This is a genomic window from Polynucleobacter ibericus (assembly GCF_018687955.1).
GTDB classification, from domain to species: domain Bacteria; phylum Pseudomonadota; class Gammaproteobacteria; order Burkholderiales; family Burkholderiaceae; genus Polynucleobacter; species Polynucleobacter ibericus.
On the sequence record NZ_CP061309.1, the window covers coordinates 1,050,115 to 1,066,789 of the forward strand.

Sequence of the window (16,675 nt, forward strand, 5' to 3'; positions counted from 1 at the left end):
TTGGAATTAGCCCTAGGGGTAACGCTCTGAAACCCCCGAAATTACAAGCTTTAATTTAGCCAAAAATGCATCAAAATAACCAAGACTGTAGAACTTGAAAAAATAAGCGTTATTTCTAAAGAAAAATGGCTTTATAGAATCCCTCTTGCGAAATCGTATTTGATGGTCTCAAAGTTAGAAATTTCTACTTATTTTGAATTAGTGAATAGAAATTTTTTGACTAATTTTTTCATTCAATGAGGGGTCATTTTCTTGCTCGTATTTGCCCTCATTTTTAACAGTCAATATCGCTTCGCCCCACCCTGCCTGTAAACGCAATTGATCAATTAAAAAACACATTGCACGTATCATATCGCCTGTCAATTTAAGGTTTAATTTAGCGCCACCAGGAAGAACAAAATCTACCGATAATCCATCATCAAAAGCATGCTCATCTAACTGGTTTTTTGGATCTAATGTTTCGTCATTTTTAGTGAGTGCGCAAGTGATATCCATCACTAATAATGGATCAAATCCAATCGGAAATTGCGTACCAGATTCATAAGTTTGTTGACCTGCATTAGCTGTTTTTGCAGCTGCTAAAAAAGCTTCATTTTCAAACTCATTGAGTGCTTTTACAGCTTGCGCAGAATGTTCCTGCTCTCGCTTTTTGGAGAGCAAATGAGAGCTTGCGGCAAGTAGAAAAAGAGTCACTCTGCGTGTAAACCAAAGACGGTATTCTTCTTGATTCTGCGTATTAAAACGAAATAATATCCGGTCCTCATTCACCAAGTAAGCAGCATTAATTTGTTTAATAGTCATGATTATTTACCCTTAACCTATAGCCCTTCTTCAGCAAGAATGTCTCTTATATTTCCATGTATTGATCTTTTTTTAGCTGCCAAAGACCTTCGACTGAATAAACAATATATAGCGCTATGAGTGAGTTAATCTGGATGACATTTCTGTATGCAAGCTAATGTCTAGATGATGGTATTTAAAACTGGTAGCTTCCAGTTACCCAACCACGTGGATTGGTGGTAGTGCCATCCGTAGCCACTGCTTGCCCGGAGGAGTTATACAAAGGGTTGCTGCCGATTTGCCAGGCCACCATAGCACCAAGGTTCCATCCCTCCCAATCCCACTTCATACCAAAGCCTGCGCCCTGTAAGGAGTAAGTATTGTTCGCATTAGTAAGGCCTTGCCAGTCTGGATACACATTCTTATATTGCTGAACTACACCAATGTCATAAAACAAGCTTCCAGTGATGCGCTCCGGAAATTGGTGACGTAATTCCACGGTACCAATGCCGCCTTGTGAACCACCACCCTGAGCAACGGGATATGCACGAACTGCATATGGACCACCCATGTAAATCTGTTCAGCTGAATTTAAGTTCACTGATGAAAATTGTCCGCTGACTGCCATATATGCTGTAGTTCTACCATCCTCGGTAATTTGCTGGGTACGATTACCGGCAAAGGTGAACTTGGTAAAACTAGGCGGTGTGTATTGACCGTAATTAGCCTGACTAGTTCCCAAAATATCAAGATAACCAAAGACTGCCGTTACAGATCCAGCACTCACACCACCGCCACCAAAGCTATCGTAGTGATTGCCGGATATGCCCAAAGAAGCGTTATTGATGTTATAGCTACTAATGGTCGCCGATGTCAGTGAAAGTTTATTCATGTAACTTTTCACGTCGTAATTAGCGCTAACGTTTACGTTTGTGCCTTGTTGACGGATCAGTGGATATGCTAGTGATGCCCCTGTAGTCCATGCGTCACCAAAGCCTGCGCTTGAACTTGTTGCATAGTTACTCACGTTCTTATAGTTTAAATAAGTACCTGAAATACCTAAGCGCATTCCATCCTTAGATACTGGCAATGAATAAGCCCCTTGTAAGTATTGAGAGCCTTCAGAATAAATACCATTGACAGAAATTTGGTCGCCGATACCTAATGGGTTAATGCCATTCAATGCAATTACACCTTGGTTAGCACCTGTAGTTCTACTACCGTAGTTATTCGCCTCAACTTTACCTTGGTACCAATTGGGTTGAGTCAATTGCAAGCGCACTGCCGTTTCGCCGTCTTTGGCCCCAGGCTCCAACTGACTAGCTACCATTACGCCTGGCGTTTCATTGAGAATGATTAACGCACGTTCAATTGCCCGAGTATTTAGAGGCTGACCAATAGGATTAGCGTAGGTAATGTACTCAGCCGCGGTTTCTTTACTAAAACGGGTTGGACCATTTGGAGTGTCAACAATCACACTACTCAACTTAGCCTCGGTTACCAAAATCTTTACAACACCATTGGCAATCTTTTGCGGGGGTAAGATGGCTTGCACTGTATAGCCAGACTTACGATAGAAGTCCATCACTGCATCACATGCTTTTTGCAAATCATCAAAATTTACAGGTCGCCCAAGCCATGGCTTCAGGATTTCTTGAACCTTGGCTTCAGGCAACAAATTAACACCCTCAAGCACAAAAGACTTGATCTCAAAAGTAACATCGGACTGTGATTTGGGAGGAGTGGGACGGAGAGTGTCTTGTGCACTAGGCTCCGGCAAAGCAAGTGGCGAAGGCATTGGCAACTGCTTTTCTAAACCTTGCTGCAAAGCGCCGGCATCTACCTGAGCACTCACCTGACCCGCTAGAAAAACGCTTAGGGCCGTCAAAGCAAGTAAGGATTTGTAGAGTTGCGTGTATAGCGTGGTGTATTTCAAACTAAACCATCCAGTTAAAAGCAAAATTGGTTGAAATCAAGCTAAGTGCTTGATAAATAATGCATAAATTATATTACCAATCATTGCGGGTACTATTAGCCCATAGGCTAGTATTAAAACTGGGGGACCAGTCGGTTTCAGGTGAAAATAACCCCTCTCGTTTAAGATTTCATATGAATTCAACTGTTAGCGCCCCCATTTCCTTTGACTACCCCCAGCAAGACGCTGCTGGAGTTACCTGTACTGCTCAAGCTTGGGCCAAGACTCCACCCCAACTTCATGGCACTGAAAAGGCTGCTGTGATTGCCCGCATCAAGCAACTCTTAGTTGAGAAAGATGCCGCCTTAGTTTCTCACTACTATGTTGACGGCGATATTCAAGACTTAGCTTTATCTACTGGCGGCTATGTTGCCGACTCTTTAGAAATGGCACGCTTTGGCAAAAACCATTCTGCCAAGAATCTCATTGTTGCTGGTGTGCGCTTCATGGGCGAATCTGCAAAGATCCTCAGCCCAGAAAAACGCGTCTTCATGCCAGACTTAGAGGCAACCTGCTCACTCGATTTAGGTTGTGACGCTTCTGACTTTGCTAAATTTCGTGCATTGCATCCAGATCGTACTGTCGTTGTTTATGCCAATACTTCTGCTGCTGTAAAAGCACAAGCCGATTGGATGGTGACCAGTTCTTGCGCATTAGCCATCGTGCACCAACTCAAAGTTGAAGGTAAGAAGATTCTGTGGGCACCTGATCGTCACTTAGGTAGATACATTCAGGAACAAACGGGTGCTGATATGTTGCTATGGAATGGTGCCTGCATTGTTCATGATGAATTTAAAGCTGTTGAATTAGAGATGCTAAAGGCCGCCCATCCCAATGCAAAGGTTTTAGTTCACCCCGAATCACCGCAAGCAGTGGTCGACCTTGCAGACGTTGTGGGCTCTACCTCGGCCATGATTAAAGCGGTAGTTGAAGGCACAGCTACTGAATATATTGTGGCAACGGATAATGGTATCTTGCATCGTATGCGCCAATTGGCTCCCAATAAAGTATTGATTGAGGCACCGACTGCGGGCAATAGTGCAACGTGCAAGAGCTGTGCGCACTGTCCTTGGATGGCCATGAATGGTTTGCAAGGAATATTGGATTGCCTAGAAAATGCTTCTGGTGAAATCTTTATCGAAGAACCTATTCGCGTTGAAGCATTAGGTTGCATCGAGCGTATGCTCGACTTTACTAAAAACCACCCTGACCTTTTAGCCAAAGCGCAACATGGCTTTGTAAAAAATATTGGTGCTGCTTAATTTTTGATATTGATATATGTTTGATTACAACGAAACCTTAGAGCAAGCCCGTCAACGCAATATTCAGGATGCATTGATGGAAGATATCGGCACCGGCGATTGGACTGCTAAGCTCGTTCTTAGCAAGCCAGTTCATGCACAGCTCATTGTTCGTCAGGAAGCAGTACTTTGTGGTGTAGATTGGTTTGAGGGCACCCTCAAGAAGCTTGACCCTAATGCTAAGATCACTTGGCACTATCTAGAAGGCGACCTCATGCAGCCCGATACAAAGGTCTGCGATATCGAAGCTGACTCTCAGGCCCTGCTCTCTGCCGAGCGTACTTGTATTAATTTCCTGCAAACACTCTCTTGGACGGCTAGTATCACCCGTCAACACGTGGATGCAATCGCTGGCGCTAGTCCAAACCCCAAAGGTTGTGCAGTTTTAGATACTCGCAAGACAATTCCAGGGTTACGTCAGGCTCAGAAATATGCCGTGCTCATTGGTGGTGGGAAAAATCAACGTCTAGCACTTTGGCATGGCATCCTGATTAAAGAGAATCATATTGCTGCTGCCGGTAGCGTCACTGCTGCACTGAAAAATGCTCAAGCTTTAAATGCTGGCGTGGATATCCAGATTGAAGTTGAAAACTTTGCCGAGCTAGAAGAGGCCTTGGCTGCTGGCGCCAAGAGCATCTTGATTGATAACTTCAATACCGATCAAATGAAGCAAGCAGTTGCAATTACTGCTGGACGGGCTTTGCTAGAAGCTTCTGGCGGCATCAACCTTGATCAAATGCGCGCAATTGCCAGTACCGGCGTAAATCGCATCTCTCTTGGGAAATTAACCAAAGATGTATATGCGGTTGATTTCTCTATGAGAATCTTAGGCTAATTTACCCAGAAATAAGAATTAGCCTGCCCTACCCTTATAAATAAGCTGCTTCTCGAGCGCATTGCGAATAAATTCAATATTGCTACGTAGGCTGTAGCAATCTGCAGTAGCAAACTTAGCGGCTTTTGAGCTAAGCACTCTCCGCTCCATCGCATTGAGTACCTCTATGTACTCCCCGCGACGATTAGGGTCGAACAGTTGAATGGTATTTTGCTCAAATGCATCGAGTTCTTTATATATTGAATTAATTTGCTTCTTAGCCAAATTCGTTCTGTAGGTTGGAATCGATTTAATAATCGGATATGCAAAGGCCGCAAAAGGAAGCAAGAGGAAGAACATCCGCTCTAAGAATTCTGCTAGCCAAAATGGTAAATACTTCATCAAGGTTGGAGTGCCTTTTTCATAGTAAAACTTTGCCTCCTCACTCAATGGAGCTTCAGTATTCAAATACGCTGGAAACTCTCCCGTCTTAGAAAAATAGGATTTCGCACCATTAATTTCTCGTGCAGCCTCTAGGAACAAAACCTGAATGGCTGGATGCAAGCGATCATCAATTAATAAATTAGTCGTTGTGGAGATGAGTTGTATCAAGTGATCTGGGCTATTTCTACCAAGATCAAAGCCGCCCATGGGAACTGATACCTCCTCAAAATAAGGCAATAAACGGGTATACGCATCAGCCCGACTAAATGTCACCAATCTAATATCCGGGTTTTGAATCAACTTTTGTACATTAGGTGAGTCATAGCCATCTACCAAAAATACTGCATCGATCTCACCCTGCTCGATAGCCTTAACGGCGTCTGCATTACTCATGCTCAATAAATTTGGAGCAGTAGGATTCAATTGGTTCAACTGCAGAAGCCTTACTGCTTGTGCGCGAGTACCACTTCCTAATTGCCCAAGATTGATTCTGAGCTTAGCAATATCCCGATCAGAAATATGCCGGCTTTCATTGAAGACATTCTTGCGATAAAAAATCCACACCGGCTCATAATCAACACTACCAAGAGATTGAACACCAGAAAGATTGTCTGAAGCAATCATGCCGCCTTGTACAAACGCTGCTTGAATGGGATCTTTGCGATCAATTAAATGCTGAAGATTTTCATTGGAGCCACGTGTCTCTACCAGCTTGAGCTCAATCCCCTTTTTTTCAAAGTAGGTGCGATACTTTTCACCTAATACCTTGTAAGACCCACCAATACCGGTGGCCATGAGTACTTTATTTGGGGGCGCAGGCTTGGCAAACCAGATGAGAACACCCAGGGCAAATAGCAATAGAAAGATCAGAGGCCACACTTCTTTTAGTAAGCTTAGGCCACTCTTGATTTCATCTGCAGCGGTTTGATAAACCGCTGATATGTGTTCGTAAATATCCTCTTTAAAGCTGGCCATGAATTTCCTCTTGAGATGTGGCTAGCTTATCACCAAAAAACTGTGTTTTATAGCGTTTAGGGTGGACTTTTAAGCGACTGTATCGCTCTCAGAGCCTTCTGACTGAGGGGTCAGAATGGTTGGATAAGAAACCGCCCAAGTGCCTGGGTAATCGCGGCTGTAATGCAAGCCACGACTTTCTCTACGCATCAAGGCAGAACGCACGATCAACTCAGCACACTCTAGCAAGTTACGTAACTCAATCAGATCTCGCGTAACCTTAAAGTTAGCGTAATACTCCTGTACTTCATAACGTAGTAACTTAATGCGGTGAAGCGCTCTCTCTAAGCGTCGATTGGTTCGCACAATGCCAACGTAGTTCCACATCAATGAACGCAACTCATCCCAGTTATGGGCAATGACCACCTGCTCATCAGCATCCTCTACCTGACTCTCATCCCAAAGCGGCAAACTTGGCATGATCGGCGTTTTTAAACTGGAGATATCTTCTGCTGCTGCCTTACCGATGACTACGCATTCCAATAAGGAGTTGCTTGCCAAACGATTGGCACCATGAAGACCGGTATAGGTTGCTTCACCGACTGCGTACAGTCCTGGTAAATCGGTACGACCTTTGAGATCTGTCACAACTCCACCGCAGGTATAGTGCGCAGCAGGAACAACCGGTATCGGCTCTTTGGTGATATCTAATCCGAGACTCATGCAGCGCGCATAAATCATCGGAAAATGTTCTTTAATAAATGCTTCGCCTAAATGAGTGGCATCGAGATGCACATAATCTAGACCATGCTTCTTCATTTCGAAGTCAATCGCACGAGCAACAATGTCCCGCGGAGCAAGCTCATGACGATCATCGTGCTCTGGCATAAAGCGTGTGCCGTCGGGTAACTTTAATAAGCCGCCCTCGCCACGCATCGCTTCTGTAATAAGGAATGTGCGATCACTGGGGTGATACAAACACGTCGGATGAAATTGAATAAATTCCATATTGCCAACACGGCAGCCTGCACGCCAAGCCATCGCAATACCATCACCTGTAGCAGTATCGGGGTTGCTGGTATAGCGATAGACCTTACCAACGCCGCCTGTAGCTAGTACAACTGACTTTGCCTCAATAGTTTCTACACGATTATTTTTAATATCGAGCGCATAAATTCCATAGCAGCGATTTGGTTTGCTGCGCTGTGTTTTAACATCTAACTGTCGGTTGGTAATGAGATCGAGTGCAATCCAATGCTCCAGGATCTGAATATTTTTGTGGGCTCTTGCCTTATCTAGCAATACCTCATGAATCGCTTTACCGGTCGCATCAGCGGCATGCGCAATACGACGATGACTATGACCGCCTTCGCGCGTTAAGTGCAATCCCATCGGACCTGATTCATCGGCAGTAAAGGGGACACCCTGCTCAACTAACCAACGAATTGCTTCGGCACTTTCTTCAGCAATATAACGTGCGGTAGATTCCACAACGAGACCAGCACCAGCATCCAGGGTATCGGCCACATGAGAATCAATGCTGTCATGCTCTTTATCGACTACTCCAACAATGCCACCTTGTGCCCATGCAGTAGCCGCTTCGCCTAAGCCCCGTTTAGCCATCAAGATCACCGGCTGAGATTCAGCCATATGCAATGCAACGGTAAGGCCGGCTAATCCAGCCCCAATGATCAGGACGGGAAGTTCCGCTTTAGCGGTGGAATTTAAGGAAGGTTTGGAGCTGGCCATAGAAGGATCATTCTAAAGGGTCGTTAGAGATATTCTCTTATTTATCGCTTAATGTCTCGATAGAAATTCTCGTGCGACCCGATGGACTCCAAATATATAAGCCTTAGTCCATCATCCATTGAATACCCAAGCAAATAAAGCTGATTGCTGCTTCTGAACTTAAATACCCATAATTCAGACAAATCGCCCTTCTTTTTTTCCCCGATCGTGGGTTTGCCAGCCACTTGGACTACAGCGTTATCAACATCCTTGGCAGTTTTCTCATTTAGTTTTTTGTATTGTCTTAGGAATCGGCGTGTTTGTGAAACGTCATACGCCATCAAAGCTTCCTAGTGCGGGGCACAAAAGGAGTTGATTGATCCCTGGGCTCAGCCAATGAAGCAAGCGACTCCATAATGAATGAAACGGGTAGATCCGGGTTATCAATTGCTGCCCGTCCTACTTTTGCCCAAAACTCGATTTGCCCTGCAATAGTTCGATGCTCAACCTTAGCTTCTACCTTAGCTAATTCGTATAGATCGTCATCAATTCTTACCGGCATACCCATTTGGACCCCCTTTTTTATATTTTACTACAAAAGTAGCAAGGAAGACTGTAGGTTTTAAATTCAAAAAGGCTCCTTGTGGGAGCCTCTTTGTAATTTACTAGAGTTCTAGCTAGACGTTAGACATTACCTTGGATCCGCCTGGGGCGTTAGTACCATAACCCATGATCTGAGCTACGTCACCACCTTTGACTAACTTCACCGCACAGTACTTGAACTCTGGAATCTTGCCAAACGGATCGAGCGCTGAGTTGGTAATCAAATTAGCTGCCGCCTCATAGTAAGCAAATGGGATAAAGATCACGCCTCTCGGTGTGCCATCGTCTCTTCTAACGTGGATACCAACCTCACCTCGACGAGATTGAACGGTAATCACATCGCCAGCAGTAACGCCAAGCTGAGTCATGTCCTCACCATTCATCGAAACAGTAGCCATAGGCTCAATCGCATCAAGCACTGTGGCACGGCGCGTCATACTGCCAGTGTGCCAATGCTCTAATTGACGTCCAGTAATCAATACAAATGGGTACTCAGTATCTGGACGCTCATTCGCTGGAATGATGTCAGCAGGAACCAGTTTCACCTTGCCATCTGGAGTAGCGAAACTATCATCAAATACGATTGGACGACCTGGATCTTCAGCAGATAAGCATGGATAGGTCACGCTAGATTCTTTTTCCAGGCGATCCCACGTGATACCGTTAATAGCTGCATGCATTGCTTGACGCATCTCGTCATAAACCGCTGCAACACCAGAATCAGGTCCTTGATAGTTCCAATTCAGACCCATACGCTTAGCAATCTCTTGAATAATCCACAAATCAGGCTTTGCATCGCCAGGAGGATTGATTGCTTTCTTACCCATCTGCACCATACGGTCAGTATTGCTTGCAGTACCCACCTTCTCAGGCCAAGCGCTAGCCGGCAATACGACGTCCGCCAAGAGCGCAGTCTCCGTCATAAAGATATCTTGAACTACGAGGAGATCTAATGCAGCCAAAGCATGACGCGCGTGATTTAAGTCTGGGTCACTCATCGCAGGGTTTTCACCTTCGACATACATGCCGCGAATCTTATCTGGATCACTATCAGGAGCCGTGATCTTATGCATGATCTCGACCACTGTGTAGCCAGGTTTCTTATCTAACGGGGTATCCCAGAACTTCTCAAACCAAGCATGTGCCTCTGGATTATCAACACGCTGATAGTTCGGGAACATCATCGGAATTAATCCTGCATCACTAGCGCCCTGTACGTTGTTCTGACCGCGCAGTGGGTGCAATCCTGAACCTGGCTTACCAATTTGACCTGTGATGCTCACTAGAGCAATTAAGCAGCGTGCATTATCAGTGCCGTGAACGTGCTGGCTAACACCCATGCCCCACAGGATCATGGCTGACTTCGTTGTTGCAAACTCTCTAGCTACTTCACGCAATGTTTCTGCTGGAATACCGCAGATTGGTGCCATCGCTTCAGGGCTGTAGCCCTTAATATTTTCTTTTAAGGCTTCAAAATTGTTTGAGCGATTTTGAATAAAGTCTTTATCAACCAAGCCCTCTTCAATAATCGCGTAGATCATGGCATTGAGCATCGCCACATCAGTGTCTGGCTTAAATTGCATGGTGCGCCATGCATGCTTACTAATCTCTGTCGCGCGTGGATCGCACAACACGATCTTGGCACCACGTTTAGCGGCATTCTTAAACCAGGTAGCAGCTACAGGATGGTTTGCCGTTGGATTAGAGCCTATCAAGAAAATCATGCTGGAATGCTCAACGTCATTCACTTGATTACTTACCGCACCAGAACCAACACCCTCCAATAACGCAGCAACAGAGGAAGCATGGCAAAGACGTGTGCAGTGGTCTACGTTATTACTACCAAAACCAGTGCGTACCAGTTTTTGGAATAAATAGGCTTCTTCGTTGCTACCTTTTGCAGAGCCAAAGCCCGCCAATACCTTATTGCCGTATTGATCTTTGAGTTTCTTCAGTCCGCCGCCAGCAACTTCCAAAGCTTCTTCCCAAGTCGCTTCACGGAAGATGTCAGACCAATCTTGCTTGCCTTCAAGCATGGACTCATCTTTAGCAACACCCGCCTTACGGATTAATGGCTTAGTGAGACGTTGAGGATTATGGATGTAATCCATACCAAAACGACCCTTAACGCATAAACGATTGTGGTTAGCAGGTCCATCACGACCTTCAACACTGACAATCTTCTCATCCTTAACGTTGTATGTAATTTGGCAACCGACGCCACAGAATGGGCAAACAGAATCTACCTTACGGTCGACGGTTTGCGAACCAATTAAACCCTTAGGCATCAATGCGCCAGTTGGGCAAGCTTGAACGCACTCGCCACAAGCTACGCATGTGCTGTCACCCATCGGATCATTCAAGTCAAAAACAATTTCACTATGACCGCCACGCATGGCGTAACCGATCACATCATTAACCTGCTCTTCACGGCATGCACGTACGCAACGATTACATTGAATGCACGCATCTAAGTTCACCGCCATTGCTGGATGTGAAATATCACTACTGACCTTCTCACGACGCAGCGCTTTGAGTTCAGGACGCACAGTCACATCCATGCGTGCCGCCCAAGTACTCAGCTCGCCATGTTGATTCTTTTGCTCTTCTTCTTTGCTATCACCTACCCACTTGAAGCCTTCGTCAGGCATATCGGAGAGGAGCATCTCCAAAACCAATTTTTGACTCTTGATTGCGCGTTCGCTATTGGCTTTAACTTCCATTCCAGGAGTAGCGCTTCTGCAGCAACTAGGTGCCAAGGTACGTTCGCCATTAATCTCGACTACGCAAGCGCGGCAGTTGCCGTCTGGGCGATAGCCATCTTTAAAGCACAGGTGGGGAATATCGATTCCGTGACGTTTAGCAGCTTTAAGAATTGTTTCGCCTTCATAGGAAACAATCGTCTGGCCATCTAGCTTGAACTCAACGGTTTGAAATTCGAGTTCTTTGGGATTTGTGGGTGCGTTCATGTTTGTCTCGTTATTCCCTTTTTATGCAACTTCTTGCGGGAAATATTTATGAATACAACGAATAGGGTTTGGTGCAGCTTGGCCAAGGCCACAAATAGAGGCATCCACCATTACTGTGGCTAAGTCTTCTAACGTTTCTTGATCCCACGATTTAGCTTGCATCAATTGAGCTGCCTTGCCAGTGCCGACTCGACAGGGAGTGCATTGACCACAACTCTCATGCTCAAAGAAATGCATCACGTTCAAAGCCATGTCACGCGCTTTATCTTGATTACTGAACACCATTACTGCAGCTGAGCCAATAAAGCAGCCATAGGGTTGCAAAGTATCAAAGTCGAGTGGAATGTCATTCATAGTCGCCGGCAAGATACCGCCCGATGCACCACCAGGCAAATACCCATAAAACTGGTGGCCATCTTGCATGCCACCACAGTACTCATCGATCAACTCTTGAATCGTGATACCAGCCGGTGCCAGCTTGACGCCGGGGTTCTTCACGCGCCCGCTGACACTGAAGCTGCGCAAACCTTTGCGGTCATGACGACCGAAGGAACTAAACCACTCTGGACCACGTTGCACAATATCGCGCACCCAATACAGAGTCTCAAAGTTGTGCTCTAGTGTTGGTCGACCAAATAATCCTACTTGAGCGATATATGGAGGACGCATACGCGGCTCACCCCGTTTACCTTCGATACTTTCAATCATCGCGGATTCTTCACCGCAAATGTAAGCACCAGCACCGCGACGCAATTCAATAGTAGGCAATTTAAATGGGGGATTGGCTTTTAACTTTGCTAATTCAGCCTCGAGCAATTCGCGGCAGCCATGGTACTCATCACGCAAATAGATATAGCAAGCATCAATTCCCACAACGCTTGCTGCAATCAATAAACCCTCAAGGAAACGATGTGGGTCACGCTCTAAATAAGTACGGTCTTTAAAAGTTCCTGGCTCACCTTCATCAATGTTTACCGCCATTAATTTAGGAGCTATTTGATCCTTCACAATCCGCCACTTACGACCTGCAGGGAATCCTGCGCCGCCAAGACCACGCAAACCTGAACTCTCCATTGCCTTAATGATGCTCTCAGCATCTTTCTTGCCTTCGAAGATTTCTTTAGCTAAAGCGTACCCGCCTTGCGCACGATAAGACTCATAGCCAACGTAATCCGGTGACACTGCCTGCATCTCACCTTGAGGTGAAACGCCCTGCTCTGCTAAAGATGCTGGATCAAAGTTAGCATCATCTTTAGCCATTGGATGGGTAGTTAAATTATTCTTTACCGCAGCAGCTACTTTATCTGTAGTAGCAAATAGGACTGGATACTGATGGACCACTGCTACAGGCGCCTGCTCACAACGGCCTACGCATGGGGCTGCAGCGACTTTAATATTGGGGTTGCCTAAGATGCTCGGCAACCTAGCTAACAGATTTTGCGCGCCGGCTAGTTCACAAGCGATGCCGTCACAAACACGAATGAGGATGTCGGCTACAGGATCATTACCGCGTACTACTTCGAAGTGGTGATAAAAAGTAGCAACTTCATACACTTCTGCCATAGGCAAATTCATTTCTTTTGCCAAAGCAACTAAATGACGATCATGCAATGCACGATATTCATCATTGAGTTTATGCAGGTTCTCAATGAGTAAGTCACGACGATGCGGTGCGTTTCCAATTAATTTGCGAACATCGGCTATAGAGGCATCATCAGCTTGACGACCTTTTAAGTTACTCTTACGACGAATGGTTTCCCTCAAATCATCAGCAGTTGCAACAGCAATCGCTTTGACTTCTCCAGAAGGCTTGGGATGATTCATATTTTGTAGTCTCTAATTTTTATAGGTACGGCTATTTTTGACCCTGCTTAAAAGCAGAGCATTTTTTTAATTTGCGCATCCAAATTCAGTTTAGCCACGGGCTAAACCAGCTTGGTATATGCAAAATAACGCTTTATTTTGGGTTATTTATACCCCCAAGTCCTTGACGGCGCTCAAGGACTTGAATTTAGGGTTTACCCTACTAGATTGGGGATATGGAAGGCTTGTCGCCAGGCGGTAAAGAGTAATCCAATTTGCGCTCATACACTCTTGCTTTATAGCAATCCTGATAGCCTTTGCTACCGATTTGCCAGCCAATTGAGGTGCAATCATCTTGAGCAGCAGACTCGATGGAGCCGCAAGCCGTAAGGCCAAAGGAAGCAATCAAGGTCAGGATGGAGAAAATACGCATTTTTGTTGAATTCATGACCTCAAGTCTACTTGATTCTGATCTCGATATCGAGCGGAATACCCTCTTTTCCGGCCTCAGTGGTCTTAACCTCACCCAAAGTAATGCGATCTTTTAGGCTGGAATCTGCCTTGACCATAAAGCTGTAAGCTTGCTGCGCCCTAGCTCTCGCTAAGTCCTTTAGCTCGAGCTCAGTGACCTCTATTCCAGCAATTAACTCATCATGCAACTGCTCATTGCGTTGCTCGCCTTCTGGCAATGTCAAAAGGCGCTGCCCAAGCTTAATACGACCGATGTATTGCGCATAAGCCGACCTTAGGCCCGACTGAATTCGGGGATCAGACAAACTTGGTGACGGAATCGGCTCACCTGGCGTTAGCTTGAATCCAGCATCCTGCAAAATGGCCATATCTGCTTTTGCTCTGGCAAGTGCTTTTTTATCCTGAACGGGATCATAAGTGCCGATGATCTCCAGACTGGAATTAGGTCGCTTTGCAAGATACTCACCAAACTTTTCTAGGCGATCTTGATCAACCACTAAGAACACCGCTTCACCAGGTACAGCATTAACCCCTTCTTCACTGCCTAGGCCCACTAAAGCGGCAAGCGCTCTAAATGGTGCGGTAACGACATTAGTTAAGACATTGCTAATAGCCTGCCAAACCAATCCACTAGCACTAAATTCTGGAGAATCAACATTACCGGCAATACGAACCGTGACATCAATAGTGTCATCAGAATCTTCTAACAATGCTATGGCTAAACCTAGCGGTAATTTTTTACCTTTAAAGTCGGGTACCTCATCACCTAAGGTCACCTTCTTGATGATGATCTGGTTACTGCCATTTAACTCGCCATCCTTTGCACGGTAATTTAAGTTGAGGTTTAAGCGACCGCTGGTAATTTGATGGCCAGCAAATGTCATCACGGCTGGGTTAAAAGCATTGAGGGGTAAGTTACGGAAAGTCATCAAGATATCGTGATTGCGCCTTGGGTCTTCAAAAGATGCCTGCCCTTTAACCCGCATACTTCCTGAACCTGCAATAACACCATCCATCGCCACAGTGGCAGAGCGCCCCGGGACATTACTAACACCCAAGAGAGTGGCGTTGAACTTCTTCACATCGACCTTCAAGTTGGGGCGCATTGCCAAATCCGAGTAAAAAACTTCTCCGCCTTTGAGGTTGACTGAACGTATATCTAAATTCAAGGGGGAAGGATCATCAGGTTTAGTAGTAACTGCAGACTCAGACTTTGTTTGTGATTCTTGCTTCGCAAACAATCTTCTGAAATTAGAAAATCCTTCTTCATTAATTTCAAACTGAAGGGTTGGTGAATTCACAGTCAGCTCGTTAATGGAAAGACTGTTGATGGTCGTATGCTTTGATTTAAGACTTTTGTATTCAAGCTGAAGAATATCGGCCATCTTCCAAACAATCAAAGGCGTCTTTTGTCCTTTTTCAAGAATTGCCAAATCCGCTATATGAATATCACCAGTTACCGCATCGGTATCGCCTCCAAACTTCACAGCGAGCTCTGCATTCATGAGGCCACTTTGAGCAATCAACTCTTTATTGGCAGGCAATAACGGAATCAGGGGTGCCATTGCTAGATCTTGAATATCTAACTTACCGTCAACCGATTTAGATTCGGTATTGAAATCCCAATGGGAGCGCACAACGCCATCATCGAGCTTCACATTGAGTTGCACACCCAAATTACCAGGTCTTGGATTATCCAATCCACCTGTAATCGCTACTTGTTGATAGGTAATAGTTTTATTAATACCAGGCACCAGCACTTGAAGAGCGCCAAGACTGAAGTCATATTGACCTCGTACGCCACTTACCTCGCCTTTTTTGTCGTAGTTAGCAACTTGGAGCAGCTTCAAGGTAAAAGGCTTAAGGTCTTCCTTGAGTTGGCTTGCTTCATCAAGCAAACTTAAGGAAGCAGAGCGAACCAATAATTGCTTAATGGATATTTTGAGAGGATTCTTGGGTTCAGTAGAATCATTGGGTGGCATTGACTTCTCAATTGCTGCAATCAATTCTTGCCAGTTCCAGACTCCTGAATGCCCCCCTTTGGATAATCTCTTCTCCATTAATATCTTGGGCTCTTCTAGCAAGATCTCATCAAAACCAAGCTCACCTAAAACTAGCTTAGTCCATTGAAGAGAAACGGTGAGTCTTTTAAATTGCAGCAACTTAGATCTGCCCTCTTTGGCCAAATGCAGGCCTTCAAGCTCCAGCCTCAGTCTGAATGGAGAAATGCTGAGATCTTGATAGGTGATCTCATAACCAATCTGGCCAGCAAATTGCGATACTGACTTCTTGATAAAAGCCGGTGCAAAAAGGTGAGCGCCTACCCAAAACAAAATTGCGCAGGAGCACACCAAGATAGCAATTCTCGTGAGCCAAATCTTTAGACGAGGAGATTGAATGAGCACCATTTCCGTAAACACAAAGCCTTGAATAAAAAAGCTAATGCATTTCCTTATTGAGGCGCTGGTGGGAAGCCTACTTTTTGTTGCCACATATTATTAAACACATGAATGACTGGCTTCTCATATACGCCCGCTTTGGTGTATGGCTCATCACTTAACCATGCATCCAGATCTGCTCTGCTCGGAAAATCGATTGCAATCAAACTTCCTAAAGTAGTTTTGCCATCCTCTGATGTGAGGGGACCAGCGAAGGCCATACGATCAGCCATTTTTGCCAAATAAGCGCGGTGCTCTGGTCGAACTTGCACTCGCAAGTCTGCAGTACCGGGGCGATCCATCAATAGCATTGTAAAAATCATCGTATTTCTCCGCTTTCTAATTCGTTTTATCTTAATTACCTACCAAGATATTACGGGATGTTAAAAACAAAA

General features: G+C 45.2%; 13 protein-coding genes. 2 read left to right on the forward strand and 11 right to left on the reverse strand.

The features are described from left to right. Window positions 1-198: 198 nt before the first annotated feature. Window positions 199-801, reverse strand: coding sequence for a hypothetical protein (locus tag AOC20_RS05390; protein WP_215359073.1), 603 nt, complete (start codon window positions 799-801; stop codon window positions 199-201). 175 nt (window positions 802-976) lie between these two features. After that, window positions 977-2,716, reverse strand: coding sequence for a ShlB/FhaC/HecB family hemolysin secretion/activation protein (locus AOC20_RS05395; protein WP_215359075.1), 1,740 nt, complete (start codon window positions 2,714-2,716; stop codon window positions 977-979). Between the two features lie 173 nt (window positions 2,717-2,889). Here AOC20_RS05395 and nadA point away from each other — a divergent pair, with 173 nt between their 5' ends. Beyond that, on the forward strand, window positions 2,890-4,017 hold the full coding sequence (gene nadA, locus AOC20_RS05400; protein WP_215359077.1) for a quinolinate synthase NadA: 1,128 nt from the start codon (window positions 2,890-2,892) through the stop codon (window positions 4,015-4,017). Between the two features lie 16 nt (window positions 4,018-4,033). Further along, entirely contained in the window at window positions 4,034-4,891 is an 858-nt protein-coding gene (gene nadC / locus AOC20_RS05405; RefSeq protein WP_215359079.1) for a carboxylating nicotinate-nucleotide diphosphorylase, read from the forward strand. A gap of 18 nt (window positions 4,892-4,909) precedes the next feature. Here the strand turns inward: nadC and AOC20_RS05410 are convergent, their stop codons facing one another. The 9 genes from AOC20_RS05410 to AOC20_RS05450 form a co-directional block, all read right to left on the reverse strand. Then, window positions 4,910-6,289 carry a TAXI family TRAP transporter solute-binding subunit gene (locus AOC20_RS05410; RefSeq protein ID WP_215359081.1) on the reverse strand — a complete coding sequence of 460 codons (1,380 nt, stop codon included), beginning with the start codon at window positions 6,287-6,289 and terminating at the stop codon, window positions 4,910-4,912. 69 nt (window positions 6,290-6,358) lie between these two features. Next, on the reverse strand, window positions 6,359-8,017 hold the full coding sequence (gene nadB, locus AOC20_RS05415) for an L-aspartate oxidase (RefSeq protein ID WP_215359083.1): 1,659 nt from the start codon (window positions 8,015-8,017) through the stop codon (window positions 6,359-6,361). A 41-nt stretch (window positions 8,018-8,058) separates the two neighbouring features. Then, window positions 8,059-8,337, reverse strand: coding sequence for a type II toxin-antitoxin system RelE/ParE family toxin (locus tag AOC20_RS05420; RefSeq protein ID WP_215359085.1), 279 nt, complete (start codon window positions 8,335-8,337; stop codon window positions 8,059-8,061). Continuing rightward, entirely contained in the window at window positions 8,337-8,558 is a 222-nt protein-coding gene (locus AOC20_RS05425; RefSeq protein ID WP_251373063.1) for a ParD-like family protein, read from the reverse strand. Before AOC20_RS05425 ends, AOC20_RS05420 begins: the two co-directional genes overlap by 1 nt. 115 nt (window positions 8,559-8,673) lie before the next feature. After that, window positions 8,674-11,568: a formate dehydrogenase subunit alpha gene (gene fdhF / locus AOC20_RS05430; protein WP_215359089.1), complete on the reverse strand. Its 2,895-nt coding sequence runs from the start codon at window positions 11,566-11,568 to the stop codon at window positions 8,674-8,676. A 21-nt stretch (window positions 11,569-11,589) separates the two neighbouring features. Beyond that, a complete protein-coding gene (locus AOC20_RS05435) occupies window positions 11,590-13,392 on the reverse strand; it encodes an NAD(P)H-dependent oxidoreductase subunit E (RefSeq protein WP_215359091.1) in 1,803 nt (600 codons plus the stop codon). A 202-nt stretch (window positions 13,393-13,594) separates the two neighbouring features. After that, a complete protein-coding gene (locus tag AOC20_RS05440) occupies window positions 13,595-13,819 on the reverse strand; it encodes a hypothetical protein (RefSeq protein WP_215359093.1) in 225 nt (74 codons plus the stop codon). A gap of 10 nt (window positions 13,820-13,829) precedes the next feature. Further along, complete coding sequence (locus AOC20_RS05445) at window positions 13,830-16,250, reverse strand: DUF748 domain-containing protein (RefSeq protein ID WP_215359095.1); 2,421 nt, start codon at window positions 16,248-16,250, stop codon at window positions 13,830-13,832. A gap of 44 nt (window positions 16,251-16,294) precedes the next feature. Continuing rightward, on the reverse strand, window positions 16,295-16,603 hold the full coding sequence (locus tag AOC20_RS05450) for a YciI family protein (RefSeq protein WP_215359097.1): 309 nt from the start codon (window positions 16,601-16,603) through the stop codon (window positions 16,295-16,297). Between the last annotated feature and the right edge of the window lie 72 nt (window positions 16,604-16,675).